The sequence below is a fragment of the Mycoplasmopsis phocirhinis genome (assembly GCF_004216495.1).
Classification (GTDB): domain Bacteria; phylum Bacillota_I; class Bacilli_A; order Mycoplasmatales; family Metamycoplasmataceae; genus Mycoplasmopsis; species Mycoplasmopsis phocirhinis.
On the sequence record NZ_CP034841.1, the window covers coordinates 87,967 to 105,526 of the forward strand.

Annotated in this window: 2 protein-coding genes; both read left to right on the top strand. The window is 27.0% G+C overall.

The window, feature by feature from the left end:
• Window positions 1–7: 7 nt before the first annotated feature.
• On the top strand, window positions 8–8,755 hold the full coding sequence (locus EG856_RS00465) for a hypothetical protein (RefSeq protein WP_130429187.1): 8,748 nt from the start codon (window positions 8–10) through the stop codon (window positions 8,753–8,755).
• Window positions 8,755–17,514, top strand: coding sequence for a hypothetical protein (locus EG856_RS00470; RefSeq protein ID WP_130429188.1), 8,760 nt, complete (start codon window positions 8,755–8,757; stop codon window positions 17,512–17,514). The genes EG856_RS00465 and EG856_RS00470 overlap by 1 nt, the downstream gene beginning before the upstream one ends.
• The last annotated feature ends 46 nt before the right edge of the window (window positions 17,515–17,560 follow it).

Genomic DNA, 17,560 nt, shown 5'->3' on the forward strand with positions numbered 1-17,560 from the left:
AGTTCATATGCCACAAAAAACTAAAAATAAAAAGAAAAAAGTAGTATTAGCTGCGTTGCTTAGCACAGCAATACCAGCAGGTGTTCTTGCATTAACAGTACCTTTACTTCACACTTCTACTGATGTAATAACAGATTATGAAATACTGTCATACGAACAACTGGAAGATGTTACAAAATTTGCTTTGCAAACATTGAAATCTAATAAAAATTTAGATAAAAACAGTGTTGAAGAATTACAAAAAGCAATAAATTATTCAAGACAACTTGCACAAAGCAGATTAAATTCGAATAACACGGATTTAAACGCATTAATCACAAATTCTTTAAATCATAGAAATAAAATTAATTTTTTAATTCCTAAACTACTTTATAAAAATGCTAAAACTAAATCAGATAAGGATTTAGCTATTGAACAATTTAAAAAATTAATCACTGTTATGGATTTGCAAGATGAATTTGAATTTATATTGAAACAAAATAAACCGGTTGAAGAATTTTTAAAAGATGTTGAGGCAATTATTTCTAAACAAAACTCAATTACATTTGCATTTGAACTTGATGCCAATGTTTTTCAATTGGGTAACACAACTAAATTAAACAGATTGCATTTAGGTTCTAAAATAAATCAGTTGAAAAATATAAATAATTTTATTTTTACAAGATTGAAACAAAACACTATTACACGCGACGCAATCAATGTTTATCATGAATTTTTTAAAAATGAAGCTAATAATTTATATTCTAATGAAACCGGAAACAATACACAAAGTATTAACAAATTACTTTCTCAAATAAGAGAAGCTAAAAGACAAATTTCTTTAACTAGTTTAGATCAAGAAATAAAAGATCAAATTAATAATGAATTAGATGCTTTGGAGTTATTTGTAAATTCAAATACAATTGATTTAAACACTACAATTATTGATGACAACAAAACCGCATATGATTTAATTTCAGACTATATATCTTCAATTACTTCTAAATCAGCTGATTATTTTAAATCAAATGTTGAATTAGTAAATACATTTAAATTACAAATTGAACAATACACCAAGAAATCACAAAATTTTGCGGCAGTATTTAGAGATAAATTTAAAAACCTCTTAAACGATGCTAATAAATATTTAAATGAACAAAAATTTGAAGATATTCAACAAGTTTATTCAAATTTTAACAAAAATATTAATTCCATTCAAATAGCAAACGAATTGTATAAATCAATAAAATTACGCTTAGATGATTTAAAAATTCAAGAAGATAAAGAATCAATTGAAAAAGAATTAAACGAATTAAAATACACTGATTTTTTTGATTTCATCCCACAGTTGAATAAATTATCAGCTGATATTGATACGATAAAGTTGATTAAGGACTTTTTGAAACTAAACACTGAAATTTTAAAATCACAAATAGATTTTTCAATCAAAAATGCTGATTTATTTTCAACTAATCAAGAATTAAAATCAATTCAAGATGCATTGAAAACTTTGCAATCATTAGATAGCAACAATCTTTCTAATTCACAATTAGCTTTAAATTTTGAGACTTTATTAAATGCTGAAAGAGTTCACAACAAAAAAGAATTAGCTAATTTATTACCAAAATTAAATAGTGAATTTGCCAAAACTACAATTGGTTCAGATTTAGTTAATAGATGAAATTCTATTAAACAAAATTTAATTAGCTATACCCAAGATTTTTCGACTTCTACTAGACAAGAATTAGCTTCTTATGAATTAAATAACGGTTCATTAGAAAATATCGGTGCTGCTCAAAAAGCTTTTTCAATGTTGCAAGAAGCAAAATTATCTAATCGTGTTAATGCTATAAAAAATGAAACAAAAAATACTTTAACATTAGTAGAAACTGAATTTGGTAACGGGGATAATCCAGTTAAAGAAGAACTAATTAAAAAAATTAAAGAAATAGCTACAAAAGCACAATTAATTCAACAAGATAATTCGCTCGATACACAAACTAAAAACATGCTATTAGCTAAATTGGAAGCAGAACATCAAATTTATCGCAATAAAATTAGCGAAATTAAAACTTTAGGTATTGAATCGGATGAAGCTAAAAACATTATAGATAGTGTAAAAAATAACGAACAAGTTAAAATATATCTAGCTAAAGAATTAAAACTAATTAAAGATTTAAGACAACAAGCAGAAGATGCGTTAAATAATCCAATCGACCCTAGTGTAAATTTAAGTGAGATTCAACGTCAATTGAATGCAGCGTTGAAAGATTTTGGTGACAAAAAAAACGAATTAGAAGGCCAAAGTGCTGCCGCAGCAATCAATCGGCTTTTAAATGATGTGTTTAGTACACAAAGACAACCCGGTGAAGAACAAACTCCTGCTGAAGCCAAATTATCCCAAGCGCTTAATAAATTGCAACAAGAAACGAATCAAATTAGCGACGATCAAAATAAAAGCGAAGTAGAAAAAAATAATGAGCGTCAAAAAGTTGTTAATAAAATGGTGATTTTGCGTGACGCTATTCAAGCAACATCAAGCTTAGAAGTTAATACAAGAAATCTTGAATCAGATTACAAAAGGGCAGTAATCGCAACCGCTGAATTGAGAAAACAAGCTGATTCTAATTTATTTAAGGATGTTGCTTCAAACGATCAATTTAAACAAGCAGTAAGTGAATTAGAGAGCGAAAATAATAAAATTCAAACCAAAATTAATGATTTAAAAAATATTATTGACCATCAACTTTATGATCCATTAATTCATAATAAGGCTTGACTGAACCAAAAAAATCGTGAAATTGCAAATGCAAGAAAACAAATTGAAATCAATGTTTCAATTGCTAAATTAAAAAAAGAGCAATTGTTACTTTCGCAAAATAAAATCATCGCTGTTGAATTGAATAATAGTGCTGACATCGCAAGTGAGCCATTCGCTTCATTGGTTAAAGATACCGAATTATTCGAACGTTTAAAAAACGAAGCAATGAATACTGTCGACACTAAAAACACACAAATTGCTGACTTAAATACTCAACTTAGTGCTAAACAAGCACAATTGGAACAATTATGAAAAGACAGTGTTAATTTAACTGATGAACATCAAATTAATCAAAACCAAATGAAAATTGAACAATTAGAAGCTGAAGTTAATGCAATACAATCTGAAGTTCGCGATGCCTATGTTGCTGCTGAAATAAGTGCTAATTCAGCTGCGGTTAAATTAGCACAAAAACAACCATTATTGGAAAAATTAAAACAAGCTGCTCTAATTTATGACAAATTGGATAAAGCAAAATACCCTGAATTAGCAAAAAATTTATTAGATGTAATTAATCAAAATAGGGCAGGTATCAATGATAGCAACGGAGTTGTTAACACTAAAATTGCCAGAATAGATACTATGTTATCTAAAATAGATGCTTCTAAAGAAGCAAAAGATGAAATTGTAAAATTGCAAAATGTTCAAAACGATCAGTTTAAAGGCGATGATAAAACTCCAAGAGTTATTTTTGCTGATTTAGATACTCAAATTGCAATGCTAATTAGAGAGCAGCAAGCTGTTTTAGATGATTCTAATTCCACAAATGCTCAATTACTTCAGGCAAAAAATATACTAAAAAATGCTTTAACCAGTTTTTACAATAAAAAATCAGATCTAAATAATCAATTTGATACTGCTAAAAATGAACTAAACAGCTCACTACAAGAGTACATTAATCAGGAAGCAAATGATCAATTCGCTACTTATAAAGCTAATGATGCTCAAAACGGTTCCTACATACAAAAATTAAAATTAGATTATGAAAATCTAATTAATAAAACAGCCCCAAATACTGGAGAACAGAGCCCTTTTGATAAGACTACTTTAGTTGATTTCAAAAACATCAAAAATAAAATTGAATTGGCTTTTAGTAAAGATAAATTCAACAATAAAAAAGCAAAACTTCAAGCAAAAATAGATGAGTTTAAAGCAAAATTAAACCAAGAACCGACTTTAAATTTAACAGATGTAAATCCAGTTGAAAAATTAGAGCAATTATTGACTAAATTAGATGAAAACGTTAACGATGCTAACACAGACAGTGTTAATGATGTAATTAGACAAAGCGCTAAATTGGATTCACTAGAAGATTTATTAAATGAACAACAAAAAGTTGTTGCTAAAATTAAAAAATTACCCGATGATGATAGTAATAAATCATTTTTAATTGAAGCTTATCAAGATTCAAGTCCTTTAACACAAAATCAAGAACCTAGTGCTTCAAATCCAAATAGTGATTCAATCGATGCCAAGCGAGCTGCTTTAGTTTCTAAATATGCAGAAGCAAGTTCATTTGATGATTTAAAAGACGAACAAAAAAGTGAAATTACTGATGTAAAACAACAATTAGGTAGAGCTTTAACTTCAGCCAATGCAGATCAAAATGCAAAAAGTGCTGTTGATACATTATTAGATAAATATCTTGCAGATGTTGACGCAATTCAAAGAAGTGATGAACAACATAAAGGTGATGATAAAAAAGCAATTGTTGAGATAGGTAATAAAGTTAAAGTTGTAAAAGCAAATATTGACAATGTTGTTGATTTTGCTAAATTTATCAAAAATTCCGAAGATAATACAAATGCTTTACCAAACGTTGAAGGAGTATTGGCGGATGGTGTCAGAGAATTTGCGACTAAATTGCGCGAGAAAATTAATGACGCTAAAACAAAATATACTGATTTTGCTCAATTTCCAACACTAAAACAAGAGATTCAATCGCTTGTTAAACGTAGACAAGAATATCAAAAGTTAAACACAGATTTAACATCTTTAAAATCTAAAGTTGAAGCTCAAAATTATAAATTAGGTATTGGCAATTCAAACGAACCAACCACTAAGAAAGAACAATTTAAAAGTTTTGTAGCGAAATTAATTGATTATGGAATGAGCGAAAATATTAAAAACGATTCTATTCAAATATCTTTATTGAACAGTATTATTTTAAATGCTGATTCACTTTTAAGTCTGCAAATTGAAAAATTACAAAATTATGATAAAACACAATGAACATACGATAATGTTCAATATGGTTTTGAAGCAGACCAAAAAAACATTGGCCAAGCAGTATTAAATTCAGTACCTAGTGTTCCCAACGGCGATTTTAATTCATCAGAATTAACTAATTTAATAAACGCTTCTAAACAAAATTTAAATAATGAATTTGATGAAGCCCAAAACTTATATAGCACTAGAAAACTATCTTTAGATAAAATTAAGCAGTTATTGGATAATGAAACCACTCAATTAAATTCATTCAACAACGCTGGCACCAAATACGATGAGTTGAAAAAAGATCAATTAATTTTCTTTAAAGATCAATTGACAAAAGTTAAAGATGTAATATTACCAAATAATATTTCTCAAATTGAGATTATAGAAGATAATACAACTAAAGCCCATGAACTGTTAGCTTTATATATTGATTTAGCAAATGCTGTAAATGAAGCAAAAACAAAAGTTGATCAAATTCAAGCAATCACAGCAACAAAAACACAAAATTTAACTGAAATTGCTAATTTAATAACCACCGATTACGAATCAATTAATAAAACTTCAGCTGTGAATGTTAGTGATAATTACTATTTCAATCAATTAAATAAATTAGACATTATCCAAAAAACTCAAAACTTAATTTCGCTAACTGCTAAAGCCCAATTGCTAATTAAACATAATGAAAAAGTTAATCAAATTGAAGCAGAAACAATAGATTCTGATCAAAATAGAAACAATGAGTTAAAACAACCATTAAAGGCAATTTTAGCGAGTTTAATTAGTGATTTAGCTAATTATGTTGTTATTAATACTGACACGATTGATACTTTAACTTCTAAATATTTATCAGGCGGTTCTAATAGTTTTGATGTCGCTTTGGCTAATACTAAAAAATTAAATGAAGCAATCAAAAAAGCAGAATCATTTAACGGAAAAGCTAATACTACATATTATGATAAAGAAACTCAATTAATGAAGGATTTATATGATAGATTGCAAACTATTACAAATGTTGCCAATGTCAATATAAAAGAATCTTTTAACTACCCGACACCTCACGACGAAGCCAACAAATTGCAATCAATTTATGATATTGAAAACAGTATTGATGGAATTATTGCTAGATTAAAAGCACAAAAAAATAGAGAAATAAGACAAGTTTTAAGTGAAATCAATGTTATAGATGAATATTTAAAACAAACATATACAACTTCAAATACTCCTGAACAGCAAGACTTTAAAAACTTGGCAATTAGATCACAAGCTAATAATCAAGACCAAACATTGGCTAATTTAATGACATCTAATGAAAACATTATTAGTGCTAAAGAAAAAATGCGAGCTCAAAAAGAAGCGATAATAAATTATGAAAAAAATCGTTTAAAAGTCATGAAAGAAAGATTGCAACCATATGTTCAATTTTTAAGTGCTCAAAGCTATTCAAATGGTTCAACAACTGAAACTTTAGACTCACAAAAAGCAAATAAATTGGTTAAATATTTAGGACTAATGTCATTATTAGGCGGTTTTAAAAATGATTTAGATCAATTTAATATTGTTCACGATTCAACTTCAAATGAGTCAAATTTCATTTTAAGAACTAAGGAATTAAGAAATTTATATAACAAATTAGAAGATGATTATTCAACAATTAAAGTAATTTCAAAAACTTCGATTGAATTATTAAAAACTCAAATTAATAACTTTAACGAACAATTAAAAACTGGCTCTACAAGTCAAGCAAATTTATATGATTTGGTTAAAAAAATAGCAGATAAAAACTCTTCATTTTCAATGATTGAAACTAAAATTTCAGCTTTAAATACTGCTAATGCTGCCATAGTTACTGATTTAAGTACTCTAGATGTTAAAAAATATGATTCAATTGATCACAATCAACCAAATAACACATCTCAAAGTGAAATTCAAAGTGAATTTAATAACTATATAAGCGCAACTAAAGGTATATTAGAAGCTATTGAAAAAAGCGATGATTTAATATATGGTACTGGTAATGAAGACGCAAGCGCTTTACAAGGTAATTACAATCAATTTATTGCGAAAAGAACTATGGAACAAATGTTGAAATTAATTGCGGGCGATAATTATCGTTTAAATGATAATAGTAACATACCTTTTGCTGACATAATTTCAACTTACGCTTCAATATATGAATCATTAAAAAATTCGAACCAAAATCCTGCAAATGCTGAATTAGCTAAAAAAGATGATTTAAGTATAAGTAATAAAGTTTCAACACTGCTGAGTGTTTATAGACCGACAGTATCTTTATTAGAATGAATAAATGTTGAATCAAATAAACAATTTTTCTTTAATTATTTATTTAATAATGACGCTGCTAACGTACGCAATAATATTGTTCCTAATACCGACGTTTTATTAGAAACAGTAATTGAAAAAGTAAAAGCAGAAGATTCAAATAATAGTAAATTAGAATTAGAAGTGACAAATATTCCACAATTTTTAGACCAATTTGATAAATTTTTATTCTTAAAAGATGTTAATTCACAAAATAATAACTATAAAATTTATAACAGTGATAATGTTCACATTTATATAACAAGAGCAAATACCACTGATGAATGAGTTCCTACCATTCTTCAAAGTGATACAAGTATTAAAAAGACTAAATTCAATATTAAAGTTAAATATATTAAACCTACAACTAATGATAATTTCTTTAATGACGTAACGGATTTTGAAATTAAATTTAATGATGTTTGGGTTACTTTTAACACTCTAAAAGAGTTAAGAATAACTAAAAAAGATTTTTATAAAGATCCAAGTGGTACGGCAGAAGAAAATAAAGCTTATTCAGAAAATAAGGTTCTTTTTGAGGCATCAAAACCAGGATGAAATAATAAAACTTTTAGCACAAGTTTATTATCAAGAATATTAAAAGGCGGTCAAAATTACCAAAACGACAACAGTCTTCCATATTTTAGAGAAGATGTTTCGTTTTCTAGTGATCAATGAGATAAAGCAATCAAAAATGAAATTCCTAAGCCTGATAATGTAAATACACTATCTCTAAAACAAATATTGGACGGTAATTTTGATTCAAATAGTGATCTTTCAACATCTAGCCCAGATTTGAAATTGAAGATCAAATTTAAAGAAGACATTGATGGGTTGCTTGTGGATTTAAATAACACAACTAACCTACATTGAAAAATGCCAAAAATTGGTAATAAACAATTTATGTACTGGGTTCAAAACGGTTCTGATTTAACTCAAACTAATCCAAACTTTAATTCATTTATTCCATTTTTTGTTGCTATACCAATAATTTCAACTACTGGTGATTATTATGGAGTTCTTTATCGTGTTTGAGAATCAAAAGCGGAAGTTGATTTTAATTCAACTGTTGATTTTGGTTATAAATATATTCAACCACCCAACATTGTTCAAGATTGAAAAGTTTATTTACCTTTAGAATCTTCAACTGATAAGTCATTGCAAAAGTTGCTTAAAACTTCAATCGAAAATGATTCTCAATTGAACGGGATAACCGATCCAGAAACTTTAAGAGCACTTAAAGCAAATATTTTTGCTCAAAATTTCTTAATCCGCTATAACGATAAAAAACAATATCCACACAATACTTATGTGCAAAGATATGGCGGTGTTAAATTTTACGGACCTGAATTAGATAATGCGTTGGAAAGATTTGAAATATATTTAACTTTACACGATAAAAAAGAAAGAGGCAATTAATGAAGAAGAGCAACACATTAACAACATCATTGGTATTATTAACTGCAACTGCTTCCACAGCATTAGCGATTTTAGCAGTTATTGCGAGACAAAGCAGAACATCAAATTTTAATCATGCTATTAAAAGATATGAAGAATTCAATAATACGTTTTCAAAATATAAAGAGAACTTTAATTTAGATCAACAACAAAGCACCGAATTACAAAAACAAACAGATTTAGCTAAATTTGTTTTAACTAATCCTGATTCAACTGCTCTTCAAAAATTTTTAGCTCTAAATAAAATTGGTAATTATCAACTAGGTATTATTAATAATTGAGCAAATGCACAACTTGAAAACGGTTTTTTGGATAAAAAACTAAAAGAATATAAAGAACTTTTAGAGGGTCAAATCAGTAGATTAAGAGAAATAGACTTACGCAGTCAATTTGATAGCATTGAATCTGTAAATTTTAAAAATTTATTTGATCGATTTTCAACTCTAACTAAAGAACAAAAAAAAGCTCGAATAAACAACTTTAATACACTCTTGGTGAATAAAATTAATGAACAATATAATTTAATCGCTACTCATCTATTAGAACAAAATAACACACTAGATGATAATGTTGTTTCATTAATCCAAAAATATCCGACTTTGGCATTGCGTAATGAAGTAATGCAAAATGTATTTCAAATTGAAAATGACATTTTAGATAAAAGATTTAGAATCAACAATATTGCAGTCAATAAAACCTATATTGAAAATAAACTTTTAGATTCTGGTTCACAAAATACACAATTTGTTCAAAAATATAATGCTATTTTGATTGAAATGAATAATGTTGTAAATGGTAATTTTAAAAATGTATTTGATAACACATTTTCATTATTACCAGATAAATTAAAATTAAATTCAGAAGTTAACAATGAAATTGATATATTAAAATCAAAAATTAGCGATACAAATTCAGCACTAGTTAATCGCGAACTTTTTGATAAATTAACGAGTTTGTTGTTAAAATATAAATTAATTTCATCTAAAAATTTAAATAAACATCTAGCATTAAAATCAATATCAAATTATTTATCTTTAAGTGATTACTTTTTGAATACCTCGACACTAAAAATTCAAGCAGCAACAACCACAAATGATTTAGAAGATGCTTTGGATAATTTAAAAACTTTTAAAAATATGTTAGATTCATCTAATTTAACTAACAAACAAATAATTGATGATCATTTATCATTTGTTAAAGCATTTCCATCAACTGTTTTTGTTAATCTTGAGCAGAAATTTAAGCAAGACAAAACGTTTTTTGATTTAATTAACACAAAAGATGTTGATCAAATTAATAAACAACAACTTATAGAACTTGTATCACGATTAAGAAATTCACTAAATACACTACGCAATTTAGATTTAAAATTTAAAGTGGCTAATGAACACTTTAGACGAATAGCAAACACCACTTCGATTGAGTTTCCTAATCCGTTATTATTACAAAGTGAATTGAATGAGTTTAACGAGTTTATTATATTAAGTGGTAAATCAAGCGTGGATCTTGATAATTTAGTTCTTAATGTTAATAATAAAATTGATTCAGTGTCGACATTAATTGAAACTAGATCAGAATTTAGAAATTTATCTAATCAAATTAATTCAACAATATTAAATTTAAACGATTTTTCACAGCCACTTAAAGAAATTTATTTGAATAAAAAAGTTATACAATTAGCAACTGATTTACAAAATAGAATTTTAAGTTTAAATATTTTTGCGAATCTAGATAAAAATAAAATTGTTTTATATAAATATAATGCTCGTGAACAATTACGTAGTTTGCAAAAAATTGAACTAAACTTTTTACATTCAAAATCAATTGAACAACTTGCAAAATTAAATAAAAATAAAGTCACTAATTTTGAACAATTAGTTAAAAAAATAAACTATGTAGCTACCATTTTAAACAATCAAGATTTAAGACCTTTAAATTTAAATTATGAATTACTTGAACAAAAGTTAAATGATTTAAATAAAAAAGTTAAACGAGAAATTTCATTGCAATTTAACCCAATTATTTCAGATAAAATTTTGAAATTAATTAAAGAATATAAATTTTTAATAAATGCTCTAGAAACAGCGATAGTTCAAGATGAAGCAACACTAAATTTGTATAAAGCGATTGAATATACATACGATTCATTCAATCCAACTAATGACGAAAATTATCAACCTTCACAGTATGAAATTAATCAAATAAATAAATTAATTACTGCTAATAAATCTTTAAACACGCAAAACAAAAAAACTAATGAATTATTGTCATTAGACAAAGTAGATAATGAGGAAAGTAATTTATATAATCAAAAATTTTTAAAATCTATAAACGAAACTAATAACACTGCTCAACACACGCAAGATATTGTTAAACAAATTGATGATGTACGTAAAATTATTGCCGATTTAGACAAATCAAAACAAGAAATAGAGCAGGATAGTGAAATAAAAGATAATTTTAGAGAAGATTTTGAGCAAATTGAACAAATTAAATCTAAAATTGCTCATGAATTGGCTCAAAACCCTGTTGATATAGATAAAATCTCTCAATTATCCAAACAAGCTAAAGATTTACTTAACAATATTAATGAAAAACGTAAAGATGGTTTTTTGAATCAACGACTAGATAAAATTAAAGAAGCTATAGATGAAGCATTTGGAGATAATAATCAAACTCATTCGCCTGGTGAAGATGCTTTACGTACTCGTTTAAATGATTTATATAAACAAGCACAACATCCAACATTGAGTAGAGAACAAAAAGAACAGCTTTTAGCAAAAGCCGATAAACTTTCACAATCAATTAATTTTGTTAAACAAATTGAAAACAAGTTAAACGAATATGATGCGGATGCAGAAAAATACAACTTGGACCCTGAAAGAAAATCAAGAGTTCCAGAAGCAATTTTAGAAGCAAACACAGTAAAAGATTCGATTAACACATTATTTGTGGCATTAGGCACAAGCGATAATTTACCTGATGTTGACAAATTAGATGACGCACTAAAACAAATTGATCAAGAAAAAACAAAACTAGATTTAGCCTATAATCACGATAAAATTGAGTTTGTTAATGATAAAATTAACGATAAAAAATATAAAGTTGATGCTTCAACTCCTCATCGTTTAAAAAATGAATTAAATACAATTATTGAGCAAATTGATAAATATTCTAAACAAAAAATTGCTTCTGATGCTTTACCAGATACTGTTGATGCTCTTGAAAAATTAAATAGAGAAAATGATTTAATTTCTGTGGTTAAAAACGCTATATCAACATACGATGATATTAAAAACGATCCAAATTTAGATGATAATGATTCAATAATTGACGCTAATCAATTACAAGAAGTAATTTTACAAAACTTACCAAATTTAACTCAAGATCCATTGGATACGGTTGAAGTAATTGAAAACAAAAAACAAGCAATAGAAAAAGCAATAAAAATAGCACAGGCAAAAAATAAATTACGCAAAACTATAATAAATCAACTGCCAGATGTTTTAAACGATGCTGAACAAAACAGAGATTTATTAAAAGAAATTAAAGATGGTGTTAACGAGGCCAAAAAACAATATCAGAATATACTCGATGCCCCAAATAATGCTTATGAAGCAGAATTTATTGAGCAAAAAAATGAAGAATTACAACAAAAAATACAAGAATTAAATTCTAAAAAACAAGAACTGCTAAAAACATATGATGAAGCCAAAGCATCAGCTGAAGCTATTAGAAAAGAATATGATAAAAAAGCCTTTATTGGTTCAAAAGCTCCAGATGGAGAAAATTTCAATAATTATATTAACGCCCGCGATGAATATTTAGCAGGTTTGCAAAATGTAGATAAATCTACAATTGCTACATTAGCAGCAGCTGAAATTGCAATGAAGAAAGCATACAATAAAGATGTTGTTGAAAACGCGATAGATAAATACAAAAAATTTGTTAGAGAACAAATTGATAGTGTCAACGATGAAAACATCGGTTCAGTTAAAGAATTAAGCACTGAATTCAGTGACTATGTAGATGGGCTTTTAAGTAGTGCTAACGGAATTGACACCGAAGAGCAAGCCTTGCAAATTTCTAAGCAAACACAGGCAATGAAGAATTATAATGATACTCAAAAAGATATAGTTGATGCAATTGAACAATATAAAGAATTAGCAAAAGAAAATCCAAATGATAATGATATTACTAAAGGTATTCAACAATTAAAAGCATTATTAAATAAAAATATTTTTCCAACATCACCATTCAGTGTAAGTGATATTTCAACTAAAAATGATGAATTAATTGCTCAAATTACACAAATTAAAGAAGAAATAGGTAAAAGAAGTTTAAATAAAAAATTAGCTAACGAATTAATTGACCATGCGGAGAATTTTTCTAAATTATCGACTAAAATTAATCCTGATCGAGTTAAAGCTGATGAAGTTATTGAACAAATTTTTAATGGATCAAAAGATTTAGGTAATTCTGTTGATCCCGAATTTAGAAAATTAACTGAAAATATATTAAATGAAATTAAAACGCTAAACACAAAAACACTCGATAAAAATCAATTAGCAAAAATTAAAAATAAGTTAGATGTTATTGATGAAACAAAACAATATTCAGATGCGTTATCATTAATAGTTGGCTCGGCACAAACTCTTAAAGAAGAAAATTTAACAAATACTTCAAGTATTGTTGTTTCAGTAATTGATAGAGATTTAAATCCATTAATAACAGAAGCACAAAATTTATATGCTAATTCTATATCTTTAGATGAAGATAAAAACGATGCCTCGGTAGCACGAATCCGTGAAGCGTATATTGAAAAAATTAAAGAAATTGAAGCAGCCAAAGATAGATTAAAACAAGCTCTTGAAATTGACGCGTTAATCAAAAAAACAATTTCTTTAAGTGACGAAGTTAATTACTTTGAATTAAACGGAGTAAACGGAGAAGATAATTTACAAAAAGCAAGAAATTGATTGCAAAGTATTACAGACTCAACTGCGATTGAAAATGGGTTGAACAATCAGCAAAAAAATGACAAATTAACCCAAGGATTGCAAAAAGCAAATAACGCAAATAAATTTATTGTAGAACAAAAACTAATTTCAGATACTATTGAACAATGAAAACAACAAAGAGAATTAGATACTAATTCAAAATACGAAGCGACTATTAAAGATGAGCAAAATTTAATTAAAGCTATGTGAGATAACTTGCCTCAGGCAAGTGAAAATTTAGACCCGACAGCAATTCACACGCGTTTAAATAATATTGAATTAGCCTTGATGACACAAAGCAATAATCGTGCAAAACGAATTGAAACAATAGATAAAATTAAGGAATTTGAAGATTCTCAACTATATACAAACACTGCTCAATATCCTAAATTATTGGCTAGTTTAAGAACAAAAGTTAAAAAATTATACACTGATAATGCAAATGCTAATAATGTCGGTGAAATGCAATTAGTTCAAGATGAATTAACACAGTTAAAAGATTTTATTGTTAAACAAACTCTATTAGCTCAAAAAATTGAAGAATTTAGTACTTATGCTGATAGTGTTTCTCCATCAACAAACGATATAGCTGCCAAAAAAACTTTATTAACTGATGAAATTAAAAAAGCTGAACAAATGTATACTGAAGATATTCCTAGTGTTCAAAACATTTCTCAAAGAAAAACCGCAATCGTTAATCAAATTCGCCAGTTAACATTACATGAAGCACGACTACGTGTGTATGTTGAACTAGGTAAAGTTCAATCAAACATAAAAAATGATTCAAATATTAATACTAATGAAAAGACTTATCTTGAAAATAAATTAAGACAATTAAGTGCTGAATTAGAGGCTATTGAATTTGATGCAAACACTGATCCGAATGTATTTACGAATTTGGAAAACAAATATTTAAAAGGTCAAAGTGAAAATTCAATTCCGTATGTATTTGAAAAAGTAAAAGAATTAAGTATTGCTTATCGTGATGCTCAAAAAGTAAATATTTTAAAACAAAGTGGTTTGAGTTCGCAATTAGATTCACAAGAGGTTGTTCAAGCTTTCAATAATTTAAATAATAGTATTGATCAAGCTATTGAAATCAATAAAGAACCAAGCACAACTAATAATGCTAGAAATGAAAAAATAACCGAATTAAATAAACTGTCAATTGCAGTTGTTAATGCTAAAAAATTATCTCTAACTAAATTAGCATCAAATGCGAATAATTTATATGTTGTATTAAATCAAGCGAATAATAATGCAACTGATGCGATAGAAAACACATTTAAGCAAAACTCAATTGACGATTTAAATAATTATCAAATAGATGTCCAATCAACACAAGAGCAAACTATTGTCAAAATGAATGAATTATTGCAAAAAGGTTTAGATACGTTTAGAGCTCAAGTTGAAAAAGCATTTGAAACACAAAGTGCTAAACTTAATGATCAATTAGCAAATCTTCAATCATATATAGATAATATTTTATTAAACTCGATTTGAAAACAATCAACTCTTGGTAAATTTAATACCTTAACCAATACAACAAGCGAATTAAAAACATTTATTAATTCAAAAACCAGCTTAACAAATCAACTAAAACAATTTTCGCTAATAGATGTTACGGTACCATTTACACAGGCATATTTAAACGAAAATATTGATTTAATTAATCGCGCTAAATCGGCTATTAGTGAATTCAAAACAGCAATTAATAATGATTTTGATCAATTATTCGCTGCGAATACTGGTGAATTAAATCAATTAAGTGTATTATTTGATAAAGGTTTGGTAACATCGCAAACTAATTCAGCTTCAATGACATTATTTATTCAATTGGGTTTTAATGATACAAATTCACAATATTTGACTCTAAAAACTAATTTAAATGATTTCACTAATAGGTTAAATACAATAAAATCTAATCAAAACACTACTCAACTTCAAAGTGATATTCAAGAAGCGAACGAATTATTAAATTCATTTGGTACGTTAATTAGTACTTTAAAAAATGAAGCGAATTTATTACTTTCTCAACGCCAAAATTTAAACGAAATATGACAATATTTATTTAAATCTGGTAAAGAAAGTGCTGCAAGTTCTATTTCAACTGATTATCAAAATCAGTGAAATCCATTGAACGGAAAAAATAATTCAATCATTTTACATACTAAAGATGATTTTATCAAGCAATCTTATGTGTTTGAGAATTCGAGTGCAATTGATAGCGTGATAACTCAAACAAAAACATTTGTTGATTATGTTAATAATACAGCATTGAATAATAAATATATGAATTTACTACACAACATAAATCCAATAGTTAAAAATTCAATTATTTATGAGGAATTTAATAAAAATCTTGAAAAATTGACTTCTACATTGCAATCACAAGATGATAAACTAGACATTACAAATAATGATTCATTTTTAAGTATGTTTGACAATTTTGGCGATACAAAAATTGATACAGTATCTAATTTTAATCCAATTTATTTCAAAGTTTATTTAGTAAAAGAAGCTAGTCAAAATCAATGATTAAGTAAAAAATCATCAAATACAGCTCAAAAAGTTTATCAAGCAAAGATAAGATATGAATATAAACCTGACAATTTAAATTCATTTAGTAATTACACCGGTTTTAGTTTTGATGTAAACAGGGACTTAACCTTTAAAACTAAGGACAATCTATCTCTTGAATCTGGAACTAGTTCAATTTTCTTTAAAGACTATAATATAAATTCACTTGGTTATAATTCCAAACAAATTATAGGTAATGCTGAAGAATTGGGTTGAGATGATGTAACAACTCGTGAATTAGCTAGTCAAAAAGTATTAGATACTTTTAAAAAAGCCCTTGGTATTAATGAAGGTAATAAACAATTAGTTCTATATCATACGCGTAATGCTCAAAACCAAATTCAAAAACATTTTGGTATTGTAGAAAATAATAAATTTAGCGAAATAACTCAAAATAGTGATAATTTCAATATTAAATTTTTATTTCCACAGTTTTATATTTACCAACAGTCAACCCAAATTAAATCTGATTCAGATTTACAAGCTTTAAATATATCTGTTCAAGGTAACGAAATAGTGATCAATGCTGCCATTCCATCTAATTTATTGGTTGGTTCGGAGAATTTCAGCGCTAACTCAAATACAATTGTTGTATCTAATGGTGTAATTGAAGACCAAAAAACAATGCCCGATGTTATTTTAAATAGAATTAGAATCGGCGTTGATTTTGATAGTGCTACAAAAAATATTTCATTATTTTTAACCCACCATGAAAGTTTTAACGTCACAAAACAAAGATCACTACACGATCCATTAATAACACCAACATTCACATATACAGACACAAATAACTCAACTGCATATGTTTGATCAAATACTGATTTTGCTAAATATATGGCTATTCATACTGATATATGAGATAATAAAAACGCTAATAATACATCAATATTAGCACAACCGGCTAATGGCACTAACCCAAGCAATACATATCAAGGTTATACCCCGAACCACACTGAACCTGGTTATGAAAAATATATTATTAAAAACCACCGGTCAGCAAACATTTATATTTATACAACCAATGTTCAAGGCGATAGTATTAAAAACACTTCAACATTGTCGAGCAGCAGTACATTAGATTTATCAGTTTTATATAACACAGGTGTGATTGAGTTTAATTTTAAAGATCTTAAAAATTAAACAATATTTATAGACAGAACAGGTAATATTTACCTGTTTTTTGTAC